Here is a 17,041-nt window from a genome sequence, read left to right on the forward strand (position 1 = left end):
TTGTACATAGTATATGAATCATTAGATTCGGAATGTGTCATTTTTTTACAAGTCTTAACTATTATGAGAGTATATTAATATAGATAGATGAAGGGGAGAGTGAAGGTATGCTAAAAGGAATGTTCAAAAGAAAAGAATTAATATGTATTTCATGTCAGAAAAAAATTCAATATGAAGAAGAGCTTGTTGCTTTTGTAAAGTTGCCGAAAGAAAGAAGTATATTAGTTGGCCCTTTTGATGTGTGTTTGGCAAAAACAGCACAAGAGATATATTGTAAATCATGTTATGACAAAAAAGCATGACCCAAAGTAATTGAGGGGCATGCTTTTTTCATTGGTGTGCTTTCCCCTCAGATACATTTTGAGTGAGTCGATACCAAAGCCAAAGGTCATTAATGATGGAAGCAAGATCGGCAATTTCTGAATTTAGTTTACAAGAAACTTCGAAGTCTTCTTCGTTATTTAAATAATGTTGTTTTGTATTAATATAGTGCTCAAGTTCTTTTATACGATCAGGAATTTTCCCGCGAACTTGTTCCCATTTTAGTAAAATAGCATGTTGCATTTTTTCGGGGATTTCTTCCCAGTCTTCTTGTAAATGCGGAATTTCAATTCCTAGATGTTCATCGTATAAGAAATACTTTTCCATAAGTTCACCCCCGTTTTCCTGCTTATATTGTACAGAAAAACAGAAAGAAGTTCGACGAAATTGTTTGAAAAAATTTGAAAATGACTCTTGATACATTTTGTGAAAGGTGGTAAAGTGTGAATTATTATAAAAGAAAATGAATATTTATTCTTTAGGGGGATGCAAAATGAAGAAGAAAAAAGTTGTATTAGCATATTCCGGAGGTCTTGATACTTCTGTTGCAATTAAATGGTTACAAGAGAAAAATTATGATATTATCGCGCTTTGTTTAGATTTAGGGGAAGGTAAAGACTTAGCATTTGTAAAAGAAAAGGCACTTTCAGTAGGTGCAATTAAATCATATATGATTGACGTTCAAGAAGAATTCGCGAATGAATATGCATTGATGGCGATGCAAGCACACACATTATACGAAGGAAAATACCCTCTTGTCTCTGCATTATCTCGTCCGCTTATTGCAAAGAAATTAGTAGAAATCGCAGAACAAGAAGGCGCAACTGCAGTTGCACACGGATGTACAGGAAAAGGAAATGACCAAGTTCGTTTTGAAGTTTCTATCCAAGCATTAAATCCTTACTTAGAAGTGATTGCGCCTGTACGTGAATGGAAATGGTCACGTGAAGAAGAAATTGCATATGCAAAAGAAAACGATGTACCAATTCCGATTAATTTAGATAGCCCGTTTTCAATCGATCAGAACTTATGGGGACGCAGCAACGAATGTGGAATTTTAGAAGATCCATGGGCAGCGCCGCCAGAAGATGCATATGAGATGACATTGGCGTTAGAAGATACACCGAATAAACCAGAGTTTGTAGAAATCGGATTTGAAGCAGGCGTACCGACTACTTTAAATGGCACTGCATATTCACTTGCAGAATTAATTAAAACGTTAAATGCGCTCGCTGGAAAACACGGCGTTGGACGTATTGATCACGTAGAAAATCGTCTTGTCGGTATTAAATCTCGTGAAGTATACGAATGCCCAGCAGCAATGACGTTAATCACTGCGCATAAAGAGTTGGAAGATTTAACACACGTAAAAGAAGTAGCACATTTTAAACCAGTGATTGAACAGAAAATAACAGAACTTATTTATAACGGTTTATGGTTCTCACCTTTAAAACAAGCGCTTCATGCATTTTTACAAGAAACGCAAAAGAATGTAACAGGTACAGTGCGTGTGAAATTATTTAAAGGTCATGCGATTGTAGAAGGACGTAAATCTGAGTACTCTTTATACGATGAAAAATTAGCAACATATACTGCCCAGGACGAATTTAATCATGATGCAGCAGTTGGATTCATTTCATTATTTGGTTTACCGACGAAAGTATACAGCCAAGTGAATCAAAAGAAGGTGGAAGCGTGAGCAAACTTTGGGGCGGACGTTTTACAGAAGAAGCGGAAGCATGGGTTGAAGAGTTTGGAGCATCCATCTCCTTCGATCAACAATTAGTAAATCAAGATATAAACGGGAGTATTGCACACGTCACGATGCTAGCAAAGCAGAGCATCGTGACGAAAGAAGAAGCAGAGAAAATAAAGGTAGGTCTTCAATATTTATTGAAAGAAGCAAAAGAGAATAAGCTACAATTTTCAGTAGAAGCAGAAGATATTCATTTAAATATCGAAAAGATGTTAATTGAACAAATTGGCGAAGTAGGAGGGAAACTTCATACAGGCCGAAGCCGTAACGATCAAGTAGCGACAGATATGCATTTGTATTTAAAAGAAAAGGTAGAACATATTATAAAAGCTACAAAGCAATTGCAAACTGTTCTTGTTCATCAAGCAGAAAATAATATTGAAACGATTATGCCTGGCTATACGCATTTGCAACGTGCCCAGCCGATTTCATTTGCTCATCATATTCTCGCTTACTTTTGGATGTTAGAGCGTGATGTAAATCGTTATGAAGATTCGTTAAAGCGTATTAATATCTCTCCATTAGGAGCAGGAGCGCTAGCTGGGACGACATTCCCGATTGACCGAGAATATAGTGCGGAGCTTCTTGGATTTAATGGAATATATGAAAATAGTTTAGATGCAGTAAGTGATCGTGATTTCATACTGGAGTTTTTAAGTAACTCATCTATGCTTATGATGCACTTATCGCGCTTTTGTGAAGAACTTATTTTATGGAGTAGCCAAGAGTTTCAATTTATTGAAATGAGCGATCAATACGCAACTGGAAGCAGCATTATGCCGCAAAAGAAAAACCCGGATATGGCGGAACTAATCCGTGGTAAAACAGGCAGAGTATACGGTAATTTATTCAGTTTACTTACAGTAATGAAAGGATTACCACTCGCTTACAATAAAGACTTGCAAGAAGATAAAGAAGGAATGTTTGATACAGTAAAAACAGTAGAAGGATGCCTTCATATTATGGTGGGCATGCTTGAAACGATGACTGTAAACAAAGAAAAAATGGGGCAAGCTGTGACGCAAGATTTCTCCAACGCAACAGAAATTGCCGACTATTTAGCGAACAAAGGACTACCATTCCGTCAAGCTCATGAAATTGTTGGGAAGTTAGTGCTACATTGCACACAAAAAGGAATTTATTTATTAGATGTCCCGCTTGAAACATATCAAGAAATGAGCTCTTTATTTGAAGAAGATTTGTATGAAGTTCTTTCACCATATGCGGCTGTAAAGCGTCGTAATAGTGCGGGTGGAACAGGATTTGAACAAATCAAAAACGCTTTGGAGAAGGCGAAGGGGTTAGTTGGAGAGTTTGTTGGAAGTTGATTGATTTTATAGGGAAGAAGGTACGCTAATCTTGATGGAGAGAAGCTTACCTTCTTTTTTTATAGCCACAAATTAATCATACTTATGTCGATCTTCCGTAATTCGAATATACTCAATATCCATCAAATCTCTAAGTAATGCACCGTTACTTAGTTCAACGCCATGTTTCTCTTTAAAATGAGTACGAATCGTATCTAGCATTTCGAGTTCTTTCCCATTCACATCTAAAATAATACGTTCAGAATCATCCATGTTGCATCCTCCTTTTTTACACATATATATTTTGTCCGTCTATTTCTAAAAAATGTATGTTAACGTAATGTTAGGAAATAAGAAAGGGATGAAAAATGAGACGTATTTATTTTATAGGGTTAATTTTGTACACGCTAATTGTATTACATGTTGCATTCCCAAATATCTTTTCATTTGAGGATTTAGAAACAGTACACGTTGCGATATTTATTTTTGCTCTATTTGTAGTAGATTGCTTTATTTCTATATGGATTTCGAAAAGAAAAGATATACAAGGTGAAAAAGAAATGGAACGGAAAAAGAGAAAACATTCATTTTGGATGATGACATACTGTTTGTCTTTAGTGCTTACTGCTGCTTTTTTTAGTGAACATATTCCATTAGAAAGATTAAATATTGGATTTGGTGCGTTCGTATTCGCATACTATTTTTTTATGCACTTTCTTCCTTATATGAAAGAAAAGCGAGGAGAAGAGGAAAATCCGCTTGTAGAAGAAGCGAGAGAGCAAGAGCATAAGAGAATAGAAGAAGATATAAAGAAACTCGGAGAACAAAAGTGGTATTTAAAATCAAAAATCATATATGTTCTTTGCTTTATTACGCCGCCAATTGGCTATTTGTACGTTTTCTTACTTCGTAAAAAAATGACAGCAGATGCAAGGCAAACGTACTTAACGATCGCGACAATTATGATGGCATTATGGTCTTTGAAGTTTCTTCCGCCTTATGTGTTGGCAATTACCGTTGTTGTCGTAGCATGTCTTGTGTTTATAGTGAAGTTTATAAAATGAAAAACACCAAGCCTATGTGGACTTGGTGTTTTATCTATAAATTAAAGCTCACCTTGTTCCTCATCACCACGAACAACAAGGACATCGCATTTCGCATAGCGAATAATATGTTCAGAGACGCTACCAATTAGGAAACGCTCAACAGCATTTAAACCAGTCGCACCACACATAATTAAATCTACTTTATGGTTTGGAGCGATTTCTTTTGAAATTTTTGATTTAGGATTACCGAATTCTAATACAGTTTCAATTTTTTCAAGACCAGCTTCAAGCGCAGTTTTTTTGTAGTCTTCTAATAAGTCTTCTGCAAATAGATTTGCACGTTCCGCAATTGCACGGCTATAAGCTTCTACTGCTGAGTATGCTTTTACATCAACGATATGAGCAATTGTTAATGTTGCATTGTTGCGCTTTGCGACTTGAATTGCTTTTTTAAAGGCTTTTTCTGCTTCTTTAGAACCATCCACCGCGATTAAAATATTTGTATATGTATTATTCATAGTAAATTCCTCCCAATCTGTTTTATAACTGTTTACAACTTAATTATAAAACAAATTTTGGTAACGTGCTTGCCAGAAACGTTACAGAATTTTGAAAACTCTGTTTCAATTCATTTTAGTTGTAATTGGAGCGAGAACTTGTTACATATGAAGTATAGCAATTTAAAAGGGGGCAGTTTTGTGAGACATGCGCTCATTACAGCCGGTACGAAAGGTTTAGGAAAGCAAGTAACAGAAAAATTATTGGCTAAAGGCTATTCAGTAACAGTAACGTACCATAGCGATATCACGGCTATGGAAACGATGAAAGAAACATATAAAGATGTGGAAGAGCGTCTACAATTCGTGCAAGCGGATGTCACGAAAAAGGAAGATTTACATAAAATAGTAGAAAAAGCGATGAGCCGTTTTGGCAAAATTGACTTTTTAATTAATAATGCTGGTCCATATGTATTTGAACGAAAAAAGTTAGTTGATTATGAAGAAGATGAATGGAATGAAATGATTCAGGGAAATTTAACAGCGGTATTTCATTTATTAAAACTTGTCGTTCCGGTCATGAGAAAACAGAACTTTGGCCGTATTATTAATTACGGATTTCAAGGGGCGGATAGTGCACCGGGATGGATTTATCGTTCAGCTTTTGCCGCAGCGAAAGTAGGACTTGTTTCATTAACGAAAACAGTTGCTTATGAAGAAGCGGAGTATGGTATTACTGCGAACATGGTATGTCCTGGTGATATTATAGGCGAGATGAAAGAGGCAACTATTCAAGAAGCACGTCAGCTGAAAGAGCATAACACACCGATTGGTAGATCTGGAACAGGTGAAGATATTGCAAGAACCATTTCGTTTTTATGTGAGGACGATTCCGATATGATTACCGGTACAATTATTGAAGTGACTGGTGCAGTGGATGTTATTCATAGACATCGATAGAATAAAATAAGATGAAGTTTCGAATAATTGGACAGTTTATCCATTGTGCTGAGAGGTGCGGATAATACTGTCCTTTAATATAAAATTAAATCTATCGGAAAACTTGTGTTATTTTTTTGTCAAATATTGAGATATTATGTTAAAATATAAGAGCGTAGAAAGCGCTTTAAAAAAATGATTCAGGGGTCATTTCATAACTCAAGGGGGAACTAATCATGCGTATCGGTATTCCAACAGAAATTAAAAACAATGAAAACCGTGTGGCAATGACGCCAGCGGGAGCAGTACATTTAGTACAAAATGGTCATGAAGTTTTTGTTCAAAAAGGAGCAGGTTTAGGATCTGGCTTTACGGATGAAGAATACGTACAAGCTGGTGCGAAACTTGTAGAAACTGCTGAAGAAGCATGGAATCAAGATATGGTTATGAAGGTAAAAGAGCCAGTAGCAAGTGAATACGGCTATTTCCGTGAAGGTTTAATTTTATTCACATACTTACACTTAGCTCCAGAACCAGAATTAACGAAAGCATTAATCGATAACAAAGTTGCATCAATCGCATACGAAACAGTACAATTAGACAATCGTTCTTTACCATTACTTGCACCTATGAGTGAAGTAGCTGGTCGTATGTCTGCACAAATTGGTGCACAATTCCTTGAGAAAAACAAAGGTGGTAAAGGTATTTTACTTGCGGGCGTTCCAGGGGTAAAACGCGGAAAAGTAACAATCATCGGCGGTGGTCAAGCTGGTACAAACGCAGCTAAGATTGCAGTGGGTTTAGGTGCAGATGTAACAATCATTGACTTAAGTGCAGAACGTCTTCGTCAATTAGATGATATTTTCGGTAACCAAGTAAAAACATTAATGTCTAATCCATACAACATTGCAGAAGCTGTTAAAGAATCTGACCTTGTTATTGGTGCAGTATTAATTCCAGGTGCAAAAGCGCCAAAACTTGTAACTGAAGAAATGATTCAATCAATGGAACCAGGTTCTGTCGTTGTAGATATCGCGATTGACCAAGGTGGTATTTTCGAAACAACTGATCGTATTACAACTCATGATAATCCAACTTACGAAAAACATGGCGTTGTTCATTATGCAGTTGCTAATATGCCAGGTGCAGTTCCACGTACGTCAACTCTTGCATTAACAAACGTAACAGTACCATATGCAGTACAAATTGCGAACAAAGGTTACAAAGATGCTTGCTTAGGCAACACTGCATTACTAAAAGGTATTAACACATTAGATGGCTATGTAACATTCGAAGCAGTTGCAGAAGCTCACGGCTTACAATACGCTGATGCGAAAGAGCTTCTTGAAAAAGCTCCTGCTTTATCATAATAGAAATACATTCGAGACCTTCCTTTATGAGGAGGGTCTTTTTTTATGGAGAAATAACATGTGAATAATTGTTATTTATTGGTGTAAATCATTTTTTATTATGATAATTTAGAATTATATAATAAAAAGAGGGGATTCAATGGGGAGTAAAAAGAGGAAGAAAAAGCAAGCAAAGAGACAAAAGTACATAAAGAAAAAACAGGAGCAGAACATACCTTTTTCACAAAAAGTAGTCATTACGATAGAGAAAACATTTCGGTATATTTGTATGTTCTTGTATGTGATTTTTTGCTTGTATTTATGTGGGATATTTAAAAGTTTGGGGATAACCCCCAATGTTATTGAAAGTATTTTTGGCGTTATGCTTGTTATGGTAGAAGGAATCTTATTCTTTATATTATTTGATAAAGTATGGCCTAGTCATGAAAGTAAAAAAGATAGAAAAAGAAGCAAAAAATCTTCATCCAATTCAAGCTCATCAAGTGGATTCGGTGATTACAGTAGCAACGATTGTAGCAGCTCAAGTGATGGTGGAGGAGATTGCGGAGGTGGTGGAGACTAAGTTAGTTTTTCAGAAGAACGACTAATGAAAGGGTGAGACGGAATATGGAGACTGTGAACTTAATAGAATTAACAAAGGACATTCAAGATCAACATAAAAACTTCGTCGTTTCAAATGTAAATAGTCATTGCTTACGAATCGCTGTATTTACTGGCGAATATGATTGGCATTATCATTCTAATTCGGATGAATTATTCATTGTGCTAGAGGGAGAATTGCTTATCGATTTTGAAGATGGAGAAACAGCAGTTTTAAAGCCGAATGATTCTATTTTAATTCCAGCGTGTACGATTCATAGAACGAGAGCATTAAAGAGAACAGTAAATCTTTGTTTCGAAAATATAGAAGCTGATACGATTAAAGTGGAGCAGTTATGAAAAAATTATCTGTAGCCGAGTATAGAAAAATCATTCCGATTTTGGAAAGTAATACAAGAACGACGACATTTGCTTATGCGGTATGTGACCAAATGATAGATGGTGAGATTTTTGCCAACGAGAAGTTAACAGCAGGATTAATTCGTACAGTTAACGGTATCTATTATTTATTTGGTCATACGGATGATCAAAATTATAATGAAGATTTATTGATGTATTTAAAAATGGCTATTGAAAAAACAGAGAAGAGATTTACACTATTCGCTTCAAGTGAAGAGTGGGAAATGATAATTGAAGGGCGTTTTAGTAATGTACTTCGGAATATGCCACGAATGAAATTCCAAAGAGAAATCTTTGAAGAGCGAACACAAGATGCAAATAAAAATACATATGAAGTGAAGCGTATTGATAAAAGTGATATAGAACGAAGCAGTGAATTTACAGAGAAGTATTATAAAGAATATTGGGGATCAAAAGAACTATTTTTGAACGGTGGTTTCGGATTTTGTATAGAACAAGGTGGGATGATTATAGCTGAATGCGTCTCAATATTTAGAGGGAATAGTTTTGCTGAAATCGATATTGCTACGCATAAAGCATATCAAGGGAAAGGATTAGCTCAAGCTGTTGCGACACGGTTCGTTGAGCATTGCATGCAAAATGATATTACACCGTGCTGGGATTGTTATGTAGACAATATTCCTTCGCAAAAACTAGCTAGTAAATTAAGTTTTCATAATCCGATAGAATATAGATTGTTTGTACGTAAGAAAACGGGGGAATAAAAATGAATGTGGAATTAACGAGATTCAAAGTGAAACAAGGTAAAAGTCATCGTGTAGATGAATGGATGCAGCTTCTTAATGACAATATGAAAGAAGTGCTTTTGACATTAAACGACGAAAAGATGTACGTTGAGACAATTTTCCGGGAAATAAGAGATGGAGAAGAATACTTATATTGGTATTCTGCGCAAGGAGAAGGCGGGGCTCTTGTCGAAAATTCTCATCATGAAATTGATAAAAAGCACTTGGAATTTTGGCATGAATGTATTGATGAAGAAGCACCATCTGTTGATATGAAAACGGAAGTTGTTATGATTCAAGATGTTGTGAGGGAAGCGATGGAATAATAGAGTAATATTTTGTGAACAAAAAACAGTCTTATTTTTTTGCTGAAATATATATTATTGGAGATGCTATAGGATGAGAATTAGTAATAAATATATCACTCTCGATGAAATAGAGATAATAAGAGAATCCTTAAATAAATTGCATGAATATCATAATAATAAATCAAAATATTTTTCTGGCGATTACCCAAGAATGACATTTGAGGAACGTATTGAAAATTATAAAAAGAACTCAAAGTATGGAGAATATAGAATTGAATTATTGATTGAGTCAGAAACAGATAATATATTAGGATTTTGTATAGCGTATAGTAAAAGCGTAAGCGGAAAGATTGAAGTTTTATTTGTTGATGAAAAATACCGAAGAAACGGATTTGGTTTGAAATTAATGAATAGTGCAGTGGAATGGTTTAAAGTGAAAAAGATAGATGAAATTGAATTAACAGTAGTGTATGGAAATGAAGCTGTATCATTTTATGAAAAGCTGGGATTTTATCCTCGTTCAATTATTATGGCAACTAAGTCATAACGATAGTATGGGGAGAGATGAGTGGGAGTTTTTGTTTCAAAAAATGATTCATATTTTACTAAATTATATGTGAAGAGCACATCAAAATAAATGTGCTTTTTATTATAGAAAAATTTATAAAAGCTGTATTTGGATATCTTTAAGTGAAAATAAAGAGGGATATCGAGAATATTTTAGGATAAACTATAAAGTGAAACTTTAATCAGTGGTGAGGGCATCCCTCACTGATTATCAGCCCTCACCAATCGGGCTTTTACGAGCAGTCCGCCCCCCACCTAACTTCTTTGCTTCCGCTGAATTTTGATGTGGGGTCTTACTGCCTGTTAATGCGGGATAAAGAAATAAAAAACACCAAACCAAAAGACTTACCAATATACGGTGTAGTCGTAACAGGAAAACAGAGGATTTACAAAGTTTACAAGGAACACCGTATATTAAGGCTGCTGTAAGAGGTGTAACAGTTGAGAAATATTGATTACGAGTAATTAATGTGAATAATCAGAAAACTTATGTTATAATATGGGAAAAGGAGGTTTATATGAGGCAAATACATGGAGCAATTTATATTTACATAACAATGTTTTTCGTGGCGATATCCTATGGATTGGGGCACGTGTATTCGCATCCTATACTAACTTTTTTAAGCGGAGCATGTATGGCGTTTGCGCTTCTTGTCCACCTTTTCTCAGTTTGGATCGTGAAATTTCAATTAAATATTAGTGAAATAGAAGAAGGCACTTTTTGAGTGGCCTTCTTTTTTTAATAATATTTAAAGGAAGAAATAGACAATAAATAAGTGCTTTTGAATGGAGGGGGGCATTATGAAGAGAGCATTATTCTTTTTCATTAGTATTTTCTTTTTAGGAAGCTGTTCCATTTCGTATGTTACTTTTTCTAGCGAGAGCAAAAGTTGGACTGGACAATATAAAGGGCATATTAAGGATGACAGTGAAGATGGAATGTTTGCGTTTCAATATAAGGGCGGGGATGGAAAGACAGAATTTAAAAACTTAGAGATTGTTATTAATGGAGCCTTTAGTACAATGACACAAACGTCAGAAGTTCATAGAGGAGCAAAGGTTGAAATGAAGTCTTCTTGTGTAAGTTGCGCGCCTATCTCTAAAGATGAACCAATAGAGATTGTGATGAAATGGGATGATAAGTATGAGGAGAAGATGGTGCTAAATTTGAAATAGCCTAGAGAAAGGAGTTAAAAATGAATAGGCATATGAAAATTGTTATGTTTTTAAGTGTATTTCTAGTCGTATTATCAGCGTGTGATACAAAACAAGTAGAGCAAGTAACGGTAAAAGAAGTACCTAAAGAAGGGTATATCATATTAAGAAATGACACGGTGTTTTTTGCCGATGATAAAACGTTTGAAACAAAAGTAGAGTTGCAACATTATATAGAACAACAAATGAATAAAGAGCATCCATCACATATAGTCTTGAGCTTTAAGGACAAAGACGCATATAAACAGTTAAAAACAGGGGATAAAATAAAAGTATGGTCTTCTCAAACACTTGAAAGCTATCCAGCAAAAATGATTGTAGAGAAATTTGAAATAGTAGAGAAATAAAAAAGGCAGCAATCAAGCTGCCTTTTTTTATTATTTTACAAATTGTAATTCTTTCGGGAATTTCGTTAAAATTTCTGATCCGTCTTTTGTGATGTAAATATCATCTTCAATACGAACGCCACCTACGTTTGGTACGTAAATACCTGGCTCGATTGTGAAGACCATACCTTCTTTTAATGGAGACTCGTTGCCAGCTTTTACATCTGGATATTCGTGTACGCTAATTCCAAGTCCGTGACCAAGGCGGTGTGGGAAGAAGTCACCGTAACCTGCATCTGCGATAACAGAACGAGCAGCGTTGTCGATTGCGCCAAGTGTAACACCCGGTTTACATGCTTCAACTGCTTGTAGTTGTCCAGCAAGTACAGTGTTGTAAATGCGAGTTTGCTCTTCAGAAATCTCACCGAATGCTACTGTACGTGTAATATCAGAGCAATAACCATCAATGATTACGCCTAAATCAAATAGTACGAAATCGCCGCGTTTCATTTTGTTTGCGCCAGGAATACCGTGTGGAAGAGCAGAGTTCGCACCTGCTAATACCATCGTATCAAATGACATTTTATGTATGCCTTTTGTTTTTAATTCGTGTTCAATAATTGCTAATACTTCTAGCTCGCTGCGGTTTTCTTTAATTGCATTTACACCAACTTCAACAGCATAGTCCGCCATTTTAGCTGCTTCGCGTAAAATAGAAAGTTCTTTTTCATCTTTAATTAAACGAAGTTCGCGAACTTTCTCCTCAGCTGATTTGAAAGCTGCATTTGGGAATAATTTCGTTAATTCTTCGTAGCGCTCTACGTTTAAATGTTCTTTTTCAATTGCAACTGCATTTGCATTGATGCCGCGGTCTTTAATTGCTTTTGCAATCATATCCCATGGTCTGTCAGTATCAGTAAATCCGATAATTTCATGTGCCCAGCCAGCGTTACGTGCTTGGCCTTCTTCCATTTTAGGGCAAATTAAAATAGGTTCTTTTTCTTGGAATACAAACATACCAAGAAGTCTTTCGTGTGGTTCACAGTGGAAGTTTGTCATGTAGAAGACGTTCGGTGTAGAAGTTAAGAACGCAGCTTCTACGTTTTTTTCTTTTAGCCATTGCATTAAATTTTCTAATCTAGCATTCATCGATTGGCACCCCCGAGATATTTAATTACAAATATAACTTTAACTCGGAAGAAAGCGTTATGACAAGTAAATAGATGTTAGAAAAGACAGGGGATTGAAAAATCATGTAGAATAAAAAGTGAGAATGTGAATAGGGGAGGAATGTAATAATGAAAGTATCTTATCATGGACATTCAGTTGTGAAAATTGAGGCGAATGGAAAAGTTATTTTAATTGACCCGTTTTTAACAGGTAATCCGAAAACAGATTTAAAAGCTGAAGATGTAAAAGTGGATGCAATCCTTTTATCGCATGGACACGGTGATCATGTTGGAGATACAGTAGAACTTGCGAAGAAAAATAATGCAGTTGTTGTAGCGCCATTTGAACTAGCAACATTTTTAAGTTGGCAAGGTGTAAATACACACCCGATGCATATTGGTGGTTCACATGAATTTGACTTCGGAAAAGTGAAGTTTACACAAGCATTCCACGGCTCTAGTTATATTGATGAAGCAAATAAGACGATTACATATACAGGTATGCCAGCAGGTATTTTATTTACAGCAGAAGAGAAAACTGTATACCACGCAGGAGATACTGCACTATTCTCTGATATGAAGTTAATTGGGGAATTAAATAAAGTTGATCTAGCATTTTTACCAATTGGTGATAATTTCACAATGGGACCAGAAGATGCTGTACTAGCGGCAAAATGGATTAATGCGAAAACTGTTGTACCGATGCATTACAATACGTTCCCAGTTATTGAACAAGATCCATATCAATTTGTAGAAAAGCTACAAAATTGTACAGGGAAAGTATTAGAAGCTGGAGAAAGTATTACACTATAGAAAAGAAACCCTTCATTTGAAAAAGAAAAGTGAAGGGTTTTTTATGTGTGTAGGACAGCTTTTAATGCTTGTATTTGTTTTGGTGATTCTTTTCTTTTGGTACGTGGTTGTTCAGGTGTTTCATTCAATTCCATTGCAACTTTTTTCCCATCTACGAAAGCTAAAAATACAGCACCTACAACCTCTAAAAATTTTTTCATCATGTGTTCGCTCCTTTGTTTTATTTCTTGTCTTAATTGTATAAGTAATCAAGTGTACGAACTATCGAATGAGATGACAATAGCATTACATTGTTGTAATAGAATGAATGGTGGAATGCAAGAGACATTTTGTTATAAAAAAAATAGTACAGGTATGCAAAGAGAGAGTGTAACAGTTTTGAAAATATAGTATACTAAAAGTACAACACATGAAGAATTTAGGGAAAAGAAAGTATGGTGAAACCATTTGGCTACCAAGCATAACCAAATTTTAGAACATATTAATAGCCTGCCAGTAGGCCATAAAATTTCTGTAAGACAAATCGCGAAAGATTTGAGTGTAAGTGAAGGGACAGCTTACCGTGCAATTAAAGATGCAGAAAATAAAGGATATGTTAGTACAATTGAACGTGTCGGAACAATTCGAATTGAACAGAAGAAGAAAGAGAATATCGAAAAACTGACATATGCAGAAGTCGTTAACATTGTCGATGGTCAAGTACTTGGGGGCAGAGAAGGACTACATAAAACATTAAATAAATTCGTAATCGGAGCTATGAAATTAGAAGCGATGATGCGCTATACAGAAGCTGGAAATTTACTCATTATTGGTAACCGTACGAATGCACATCAATTAGCATTAGAAACTGGAGCCGCTGTATTAATTACGGGCGGATTTGATACGGAAGATCATGTGAAGAAATTAGCAGACGAATTAAAGCTGCCGATTATTTCAAGTAGCTACGATACATTTACGGTCGCAACGTTAATTAATCGTGCGATTTACGATCAGCTTATTAAGAAAGAAATTGTACTCGTTGAAGATATTTTAACGCCAATTGAAGAAACGTTATATTTAAAGCCGAGTGATACAGTACAGCAATGGCATGCATATAACGAAGAGACGATGCACGGAAGATATCCAATTGTCGATGAAAGTAACAAAGTGCTAGGAATCGTAACTTCAAAAGATATGATCGGAGTAGCGAAAGAAACACCAATTGATAAAGTAATGACAAAGCACCCAATTACAGTGAACGGTAAAATGTCTGTCGCAGCTGCGGCACGTATGATGGTGTGGGAAGGAATTGAATTACTTCCTGTCGTTGAGGAAGGAAACAAACTGCAAGGTATTATTAGCCGTCAAGATGTACTTCAGGCACTGCAAATGATTCAACGTCAGCCACAAGTTGGAGAAACCATTGATGATATTGTAACGAATCAATTTATGACACCAAAAGAAGCGAAGAATGAGCATCTATATCAATTTTCGGTGACGCCGCAAATGACGAACTCAATCGGGACGTTATCGTACGGTGTATTTGCAACAATTGTGACAGAAGCGACAAATCGCGTCATTCGTGCGCAAAAGAAAAGCGATTTAATTGTTGAAAACTTAACGATTTATTTCGTAAAGCCGGTTCAAATTGATAATGTTGTATCTGTTCATCCGAAAGTATTAGAAATTGGACGTAAATTTGGTAAGGTCGATGTAGAGGTGCATCATGAAGGTAATGTTGTTGGAAAAGCATTACTTATGGTTCAGTTAATCGATAAATAAAAAGATGGAACAAATCGTTTTGATTTGTTCCATCTTTTTTGTTGTTTTAAATTTGAAAGGCATGATTTTAGATGGGAGTTTTAGTGAAATATGTATGGGATGGAGTGGAAAAGTGACGTGAGAAAAGACAGAATAATAATTCAATTCAGTTGTATATTGTGTTATGATTATATTGTAAGAAAATGGAATTATGAAAGGTGGTATGCATTATGTCGTCAGCCGTACTTTTTTTGGTTAGTATCGCATTATTTTACTTTCTTGTAATGATACCTATTCAATATTTATATTTACAAGGTTTACATGAAAAAAAGGAAAAGACAGGATTATCTCAGCGAGAGCTATATGAAAAAATGTCTTTTGAAGAAGAACAATTACATTTTCATGTACAAGGTAACCCATTTAATATACCATCTGCGTTTGTTGCATATATGATTTTGAAAGTTAAGCAACATAAAAAAGCATCACAATATTGATGCTTTTTTATGTTGCTTCATAGACTTCGGCTTCTTTAACTGCTAATGGCAAGAAATGTTTGTATTGGCGAAACCCGTTAAATACACTTGCACTACCAAATAGAACGAATAAAACACCAACGATAATACGAGCGGTTGAAAGTTCTAAAAAGAATTGGTTTATCCCGAAAAATAAAACGAATGAACCGAGTGCCATTGCGGATTTTCCTGAGAGCCAACCTTTCTCCATTGGGCGGTTTGTACGAAAGTATTTTGTTTTGTAAAAGAGGTACAACATAAATGAGACGATAATACAGAAGACTAATACTGGCATAGTGAACACTCCTATCGCTTTATGAAAAATAATAGAAAAGAAAAAGAAATATCTAAACTTTCTAACTTTTATTATAAAGCAATTGTTCGCATGTATGAAATACTTTCCGTTATAATGGAGGATAAAGTGAAGAAGTTGATTAAAAAGGAGATTATACATATGCATGAGCAAATTTTAGGAGCAATTAAAGAGTTTGATACAATTATTATTCATCGCCACGTGCGTCCGGATCCAGATGCGTTAGGTTCACAGGGTGGTCTTGGTACAATTCTACAAGAATCGTTTCCAGAGAAAAATATTTATACGATTGGGTACAATGAACCGTCACTAGCATACTTACGAGTAATGGATGATATTGAAGATAGTGTATACGAAAATGCGCTTGTTATTGTTTGTGATACTGCGAATCAAGAACGTGTTGACGATCAACGCTATACAAAAGGGAAGATGTTAATTAAAATTGATCATCATCCAAATGAAGATCCATATGGAGATATTACGTGGGTAGATACGACAGCGAGTTCTACAAGTGAAATGATTTATGAGTTTTATAACTATGGAAAAGATAAAGGATTAAAAATAACAAAAGAAGCAGCTCGCCTTATTTTAGCAGGAATTGTTGGAGATACAGGTCGTTTCTTATTCCCAAATACGACAGCAAAAACACTTCGTTACGTAAGTGAGCTTGTTGATATGGGTGTGAAATTCACAGATTTATACAATGAAATGTATAAGACAAAAGAAAAAATTGCTCGTTTAAACGGTTATATTTTACAAAACTTTACGATGGTAGAAGAAGGAGCAGCTTACATTAAATTAACGAAAGAAGTATTAGAAGAGTTTGATGTACTTCCTTCTGAAGCATCTGGTGTTGTTGGAGCGCTTGGCAATATTGATGGATTAAAGGCGTGGGTTCTATTTTTAGAGGAAGACGACGTAATTCGTGTTCGTCTTCGTTCAAAAGGACCAGTTATAAACAAATTAGCAATGCAATATAACGGCGGGGGGCATCCGATGGCTTCTGGTGCGAAGGCATTTTCTTGGGAAGAAGCGGATCGTCTTTTTGCTGATTTACGTGAGATTTGTAAATAAGAGACTATATGTTAGAACGAAAA

At 35.5% G+C, this 17,041-nt stretch carries 24 protein-coding genes and 1 pseudogene; 19 read left to right on the forward strand and 6 right to left on the reverse strand.

Annotated features, from left to right (window positions below; all coding sequences use genetic code 11):
- The first annotated feature begins 107 nt into the window (after positions 1 to 107).
- Entirely contained in the window at positions 108 to 302 is a 195-nt protein-coding gene (locus HMPREF1014_RS01305; protein WP_000911985.1) for a hypothetical protein, read from the forward strand.
- A gap of 28 nt (positions 303 to 330) precedes the next feature.
- On the opposite strand, the gene HMPREF1014_RS01310 is transcribed toward HMPREF1014_RS01305, so the two are convergent.
- Positions 331 to 648 carry a hypothetical protein gene (locus HMPREF1014_RS01310; RefSeq protein ID WP_000417218.1) on the reverse strand — a complete coding sequence of 106 codons (318 nt, stop codon included), beginning with the start codon at positions 646 to 648 and terminating at the stop codon, positions 331 to 333.
- A gap of 166 nt (positions 649 to 814) precedes the next feature.
- Between HMPREF1014_RS01310 and HMPREF1014_RS01315 the strand changes: the two genes are divergently transcribed.
- Together HMPREF1014_RS01315 and argH are read left to right on the forward strand one after the other, a co-directional pair.
- Positions 815 to 2,020 (forward strand): argininosuccinate synthase, encoded by a 1,206-nt coding sequence (locus HMPREF1014_RS01315; protein WP_000727588.1) that lies wholly within the window; start codon positions 815 to 817, stop codon positions 2,018 to 2,020.
- Complete coding sequence (gene argH, locus HMPREF1014_RS01320) at positions 2,017 to 3,405, forward strand: argininosuccinate lyase (protein WP_000041291.1); 1,389 nt, start codon at positions 2,017 to 2,019, stop codon at positions 3,403 to 3,405. Before HMPREF1014_RS01315 ends, argH begins: the two co-directional genes overlap by 4 nt.
- 72 nt (positions 3,406 to 3,477) lie before the next feature.
- Here argH and HMPREF1014_RS01325 read toward each other — a convergent pair whose 3' ends face one another.
- On the reverse strand, positions 3,478 to 3,657 hold the full coding sequence (locus HMPREF1014_RS01325) for a hypothetical protein (protein WP_000342765.1): 180 nt from the start codon (positions 3,655 to 3,657) through the stop codon (positions 3,478 to 3,480).
- A 95-nt stretch (positions 3,658 to 3,752) separates the two neighbouring features.
- Between HMPREF1014_RS01325 and HMPREF1014_RS01330 the strand changes: the two genes are divergently transcribed.
- The gene (locus HMPREF1014_RS01330) at positions 3,753 to 4,448 is read left to right on the forward strand and encodes a hypothetical protein (RefSeq protein ID WP_001252886.1); all 696 of its coding nucleotides are present in this window, start codon (positions 3,753 to 3,755) and stop codon (positions 4,446 to 4,448) included.
- A gap of 41 nt (positions 4,449 to 4,489) precedes the next feature.
- Here the strand turns inward: HMPREF1014_RS01330 and HMPREF1014_RS01335 are convergent, their stop codons facing one another.
- Positions 4,490 to 4,948 carry a universal stress protein gene (locus tag HMPREF1014_RS01335; RefSeq protein WP_001066673.1) on the reverse strand — a complete coding sequence of 153 codons (459 nt, stop codon included), beginning with the start codon at positions 4,946 to 4,948 and terminating at the stop codon, positions 4,490 to 4,492.
- Between the two features lie 147 nt (positions 4,949 to 5,095).
- Between HMPREF1014_RS01335 and HMPREF1014_RS01340 the strand changes: the two genes are divergently transcribed.
- From HMPREF1014_RS01340 to HMPREF1014_RS01385, 11 genes and pseudogenes are all read left to right on the forward strand, one after another.
- Positions 5,096 to 5,887, forward strand: a complete 792-nt coding sequence (locus HMPREF1014_RS01340) for an SDR family oxidoreductase (protein ID WP_002005829.1) — start codon at positions 5,096 to 5,098, stop codon at positions 5,885 to 5,887.
- A 215-nt stretch (positions 5,888 to 6,102) separates the two neighbouring features.
- Positions 6,103 to 7,236 (forward strand): alanine dehydrogenase, encoded by a 1,134-nt coding sequence (gene ald, locus HMPREF1014_RS01345; RefSeq protein WP_001219402.1) that lies wholly within the window; start codon positions 6,103 to 6,105, stop codon positions 7,234 to 7,236.
- 139 nt (positions 7,237 to 7,375) lie between these two features.
- Positions 7,376 to 7,798 (forward strand): hypothetical protein, encoded by a 423-nt coding sequence (locus HMPREF1014_RS01350; protein WP_000534933.1) that lies wholly within the window; start codon positions 7,376 to 7,378, stop codon positions 7,796 to 7,798.
- 44 nt (positions 7,799 to 7,842) lie between these two features.
- Entirely contained in the window at positions 7,843 to 8,175 is a 333-nt protein-coding gene (locus HMPREF1014_RS01355) for a cupin domain-containing protein (RefSeq protein WP_000450941.1), read from the forward strand.
- Positions 8,172 to 8,960 (forward strand): GNAT family N-acetyltransferase, encoded by a 789-nt coding sequence (locus HMPREF1014_RS01360; protein ID WP_000736724.1) that lies wholly within the window; start codon positions 8,172 to 8,174, stop codon positions 8,958 to 8,960. The genes HMPREF1014_RS01355 and HMPREF1014_RS01360 overlap by 4 nt, the downstream gene beginning before the upstream one ends.
- A gap of 2 nt (positions 8,961 to 8,962) precedes the next feature.
- The gene (locus HMPREF1014_RS01365) at positions 8,963 to 9,307 is read left to right on the forward strand and encodes a DUF6176 family protein (RefSeq protein WP_001100227.1); all 345 of its coding nucleotides are present in this window, start codon (positions 8,963 to 8,965) and stop codon (positions 9,305 to 9,307) included.
- A 73-nt stretch (positions 9,308 to 9,380) separates the two neighbouring features.
- Positions 9,381 to 9,836, forward strand: coding sequence for a GNAT family N-acetyltransferase (locus HMPREF1014_RS01370; protein WP_001222923.1), 456 nt, complete (start codon positions 9,381 to 9,383; stop codon positions 9,834 to 9,836).
- 335 nt (positions 9,837 to 10,171) lie between these two features.
- Positions 10,172 to 10,311 (forward strand): annotated as a pseudogene (locus tag HMPREF1014_RS31450) (anti sigma factor C-terminal domain-containing protein); the annotation flags it as partial.
- 63 nt (positions 10,312 to 10,374) lie between these two features.
- A complete protein-coding gene (locus tag HMPREF1014_RS01375) occupies positions 10,375 to 10,581 on the forward strand; it encodes a hypothetical protein (protein ID WP_001248905.1) in 207 nt (68 codons plus the stop codon).
- Positions 10,582 to 10,657: 76 nt separating this feature from the next.
- On the forward strand, positions 10,658 to 11,032 hold the full coding sequence (locus tag HMPREF1014_RS01380) for a hypothetical protein (protein ID WP_000816707.1): 375 nt from the start codon (positions 10,658 to 10,660) through the stop codon (positions 11,030 to 11,032).
- A 20-nt stretch (positions 11,033 to 11,052) separates the two neighbouring features.
- The gene (locus HMPREF1014_RS01385) at positions 11,053 to 11,418 is read left to right on the forward strand and encodes a DUF3221 domain-containing protein (protein WP_001079379.1); all 366 of its coding nucleotides are present in this window, start codon (positions 11,053 to 11,055) and stop codon (positions 11,416 to 11,418) included.
- Between the two features lie 30 nt (positions 11,419 to 11,448).
- On the opposite strand, the gene pepQ is transcribed toward HMPREF1014_RS01385, so the two are convergent.
- Positions 11,449 to 12,546 (reverse strand): Xaa-Pro dipeptidase, encoded by a 1,098-nt coding sequence (gene pepQ / locus HMPREF1014_RS01390; RefSeq protein ID WP_000994032.1) that lies wholly within the window; start codon positions 12,544 to 12,546, stop codon positions 11,449 to 11,451.
- Positions 12,547 to 12,695: 149 nt separating this feature from the next.
- Here pepQ and HMPREF1014_RS01395 point away from each other — a divergent pair, with 149 nt between their 5' ends.
- Complete coding sequence (locus tag HMPREF1014_RS01395; protein WP_000868922.1) at positions 12,696 to 13,379, forward strand: metal-dependent hydrolase; 684 nt, start codon at positions 12,696 to 12,698, stop codon at positions 13,377 to 13,379.
- Positions 13,380 to 13,420: 41 nt separating this feature from the next.
- Here the strand turns inward: HMPREF1014_RS01395 and HMPREF1014_RS31455 are convergent, their stop codons facing one another.
- Entirely contained in the window at positions 13,421 to 13,579 is a 159-nt protein-coding gene (locus HMPREF1014_RS31455) for a hypothetical protein (protein WP_170925758.1), read from the reverse strand.
- Between the two features lie 247 nt (positions 13,580 to 13,826).
- Between HMPREF1014_RS31455 and HMPREF1014_RS01405 the strand changes: the two genes are divergently transcribed.
- Both HMPREF1014_RS01405 and HMPREF1014_RS01410 read left to right on the forward strand, forming a co-directional pair.
- On the forward strand, positions 13,827 to 15,140 hold the full coding sequence (locus HMPREF1014_RS01405) for a CBS domain-containing protein (protein ID WP_000201580.1): 1,314 nt from the start codon (positions 13,827 to 13,829) through the stop codon (positions 15,138 to 15,140).
- A 209-nt stretch (positions 15,141 to 15,349) separates the two neighbouring features.
- Entirely contained in the window at positions 15,350 to 15,613 is a 264-nt protein-coding gene (locus tag HMPREF1014_RS01410) for a DUF3949 domain-containing protein (protein WP_000093050.1), read from the forward strand.
- A gap of 7 nt (positions 15,614 to 15,620) precedes the next feature.
- Here the strand turns inward: HMPREF1014_RS01410 and HMPREF1014_RS01415 are convergent, their stop codons facing one another.
- Entirely contained in the window at positions 15,621 to 15,926 is a 306-nt protein-coding gene (locus tag HMPREF1014_RS01415; protein ID WP_001144776.1) for a YtpI family protein, read from the reverse strand.
- Between the two features lie 159 nt (positions 15,927 to 16,085).
- Between HMPREF1014_RS01415 and HMPREF1014_RS01420 the strand changes: the two genes are divergently transcribed.
- Entirely contained in the window at positions 16,086 to 17,018 is a 933-nt protein-coding gene (locus HMPREF1014_RS01420) for a DHH family phosphoesterase (protein WP_009326382.1), read from the forward strand.
- Positions 17,019 to 17,041 lie beyond the last annotated feature (23 nt).

This window comes from Bacillus sp. 7_6_55CFAA_CT2 (assembly GCF_000238655.1).
GTDB classification, from domain to species: domain Bacteria; phylum Bacillota; class Bacilli; order Bacillales; family Bacillaceae_G; genus Bacillus_A; species Bacillus_A cereus.

What these genes read in the sequence shown, in the direction of transcription:
- pepQ (WP_000994032.1), bottom strand. Translation starts at nt 12,546, where the DNA reads ATGAATGCTAGATTAGAAAATTTAATGCAATGGCTAAAAGAAAAAAAC.
- HMPREF1014_RS31455 (WP_170925758.1), bottom strand. Translation starts at nt 13,579, where the DNA reads ATGAAAAAATTTTTAGAGGTTGTAGGTGCTGTATTTTTAGCTTTCGTA.
- HMPREF1014_RS01335 (WP_001066673.1), bottom strand. Translation starts at nt 4,948, where the DNA reads ATGAATAATACATATACAAATATTTTAATCGCGGTGGATGGTTCTAAA.
- HMPREF1014_RS01375 (WP_001248905.1), top strand. Translation starts at nt 10,375, where the DNA reads ATGAGGCAAATACATGGAGCAATTTATATTTACATAACAATGTTTTTC.
- HMPREF1014_RS01360 (WP_000736724.1), top strand. Translation starts at nt 8,172, where the DNA reads ATGAAAAAATTATCTGTAGCCGAGTATAGAAAAATCATTCCGATTTTG.
- HMPREF1014_RS01340 (WP_002005829.1), top strand. Translation starts at nt 5,096, where the DNA reads ATGAAGTATAGCAATTTAAAAGGGGGCAGTTTTGTGAGACATGCGCTC.
- ald (WP_001219402.1), top strand. Translation starts at nt 6,103, where the DNA reads ATGCGTATCGGTATTCCAACAGAAATTAAAAACAATGAAAACCGTGTG.
- HMPREF1014_RS01330 (WP_001252886.1), top strand. Translation starts at nt 3,753, where the DNA reads ATGAGACGTATTTATTTTATAGGGTTAATTTTGTACACGCTAATTGTA.
- HMPREF1014_RS01410 (WP_000093050.1), top strand. Translation starts at nt 15,350, where the DNA reads ATGTCGTCAGCCGTACTTTTTTTGGTTAGTATCGCATTATTTTACTTT.
- HMPREF1014_RS01365 (WP_001100227.1), top strand. Translation starts at nt 8,963, where the DNA reads ATGAATGTGGAATTAACGAGATTCAAAGTGAAACAAGGTAAAAGTCAT.
- HMPREF1014_RS01305 (WP_000911985.1), top strand. Translation starts at nt 108, where the DNA reads ATGCTAAAAGGAATGTTCAAAAGAAAAGAATTAATATGTATTTCATGT.
- HMPREF1014_RS01325 (WP_000342765.1), bottom strand. Translation starts at nt 3,657, where the DNA reads ATGGATGATTCTGAACGTATTATTTTAGATGTGAATGGGAAAGAACTC.
- HMPREF1014_RS01420 (WP_009326382.1), top strand. Translation starts at nt 16,086, where the DNA reads ATGCATGAGCAAATTTTAGGAGCAATTAAAGAGTTTGATACAATTATT.
- HMPREF1014_RS01355 (WP_000450941.1), top strand. Translation starts at nt 7,843, where the DNA reads ATGGAGACTGTGAACTTAATAGAATTAACAAAGGACATTCAAGATCAA.
- HMPREF1014_RS01315 (WP_000727588.1), top strand. Translation starts at nt 815, where the DNA reads ATGAAGAAGAAAAAAGTTGTATTAGCATATTCCGGAGGTCTTGATACT.
- HMPREF1014_RS01310 (WP_000417218.1), bottom strand. Translation starts at nt 648, where the DNA reads ATGGAAAAGTATTTCTTATACGATGAACATCTAGGAATTGAAATTCCG.
- HMPREF1014_RS01385 (WP_001079379.1), top strand. Translation starts at nt 11,053, where the DNA reads ATGAATAGGCATATGAAAATTGTTATGTTTTTAAGTGTATTTCTAGTC.
- HMPREF1014_RS01395 (WP_000868922.1), top strand. Translation starts at nt 12,696, where the DNA reads ATGAAAGTATCTTATCATGGACATTCAGTTGTGAAAATTGAGGCGAAT.
- HMPREF1014_RS01415 (WP_001144776.1), bottom strand. Translation starts at nt 15,926, where the DNA reads ATGCCAGTATTAGTCTTCTGTATTATCGTCTCATTTATGTTGTACCTC.
- HMPREF1014_RS01350 (WP_000534933.1), top strand. Translation starts at nt 7,376, where the DNA reads ATGGGGAGTAAAAAGAGGAAGAAAAAGCAAGCAAAGAGACAAAAGTAC.
- HMPREF1014_RS01380 (WP_000816707.1), top strand. Translation starts at nt 10,658, where the DNA reads ATGAAGAGAGCATTATTCTTTTTCATTAGTATTTTCTTTTTAGGAAGC.
- HMPREF1014_RS01370 (WP_001222923.1), top strand. Translation starts at nt 9,381, where the DNA reads ATGAGAATTAGTAATAAATATATCACTCTCGATGAAATAGAGATAATA.